Here is a 1,311-nt window from a genome sequence, read left to right as displayed (position 1 = left end):
TTTACTAGCTTTACTCTGCTCTGCCTCCGTTGGAATTGTGTTGGGTTACGTAACCTGTAAGTACAAACGAACAGAGAAATGGATCGTATCCTTGTTCCAAGTTCTAAGAATTATGCCTAGTTTAGCTGTTCTACTCCTTCTAATCCCTATTATGGGGACGGGAACAAAACCAGCTTTAATTGCCCTGGTACTGTTGGGAATTCCTCCTATATTAATGAATATGATAGCCGGTTTAGAGTCTGTTCCCTCTTTTTTGCTTGAAGCTGCTCATGGAGTGGGTATGTCAGAACAACAGGTAATGTGGCGAGTCAAATTCCCATTAGCTGCGCCAATTATTCTGACAGGGATTAAAATAGCTGCCATTGAGGTCATTGCAAGTGCTACCCTGGCTGCCAAAATAGGAGCGGGTGGATTAGGGGAAATCATCTTTACTGGTTTAGGACTTAATCGAGTGGATTTACTTTTGATTGGTGGGTTTTCGGTGGGAATTTTAGCAATTACAGTCGGGGTAATGCTTGATATGTCCGAGCGTATTTTGTTTAAATATAGATTTTTGAAAAGGTAGGTAAAAGATATGTCTAGAAACAAGAGAAAACTGTATTTTTCAATTTCAATTTTTCTTGTATTGTCGCTCATTTTAAGTGCATGTGGTGATAAAACAGAAAATGCTGAAGATAAAGCAGCAACGATACGGATCGGTACGAAAGATTTTACTGAGAATTTGATTGTGGGTGAACTTTACGCTTTGGCTTTAGAGGGTGCGGGATATAAGGTAGAGCGAGTACCCAATATTGCGGGCTCCGTTATCCATTCATCTATTGTTAACAACGATATCGATATGTATCCAGAATATACAGGTACCGGTTTATTATCCATATTGAAAGTAGATATGCTCACTGATCCTGGCACGGTTTATAAGAAAGTTAAGGGAGAATATAAAAAGCAATTTAAAATTACTTGGCTAGATTACTCTAAAGCAAATGATGGAGCAGGACTTGTTATTCGTTCGGAAGTTTCTAAAAATCTAGGAATTACTACAATTACTGATCTACAAAAACATGTAAGTAAGCTTCGATTCGCCTCACAAGGAGAAGTTGACCAACGTGCAGACGGAATTCCAGCTCTAGAGAAAGTGTATGGTAAGTTCAATTGGAAGTCATCTAAAGTATATGATAACAGCTTGAAATATGAAGTGCTTAAAAACAATGAAGCGGATGTTGCCCCAGCTTACACAACAGAAGGGCAACTAGTTAATAAAGATCAGTTCACACTGTTGAAAGATGACAAACAAGTATGGCCTCCGTATAACTT

Annotated in this window: 2 protein-coding genes; both read left to right on the top strand. The window is 38.7% G+C overall.

The genetic code is table 11. The annotated features are described in order from the left end of the window. Positions 1 to 565 (top strand): ABC transporter permease (locus tag GRP75_RS27165; protein WP_160790917.1); only part of this gene is annotated, 565 nt, incomplete at its 5' end. 9 nt (positions 566 to 574) lie between these two features. Beyond that, positions 575 to 1,311, top strand: a 737-nt coding sequence (locus tag GRP75_RS27160; RefSeq protein WP_160790916.1) for a glycine betaine ABC transporter substrate-binding protein, incomplete at its 3' end; no start/stop codon positions are given.

It is taken from the genome of Paenibacillus sp. OT2-17, assembly GCF_009827695.1.
Taxonomy (GTDB): domain Bacteria; phylum Bacillota; class Bacilli; order Paenibacillales; family Paenibacillaceae; genus Paenibacillus; species Paenibacillus polymyxa_B.
This window is presented reverse-complemented; position numbering and strand designations above follow the sequence as displayed.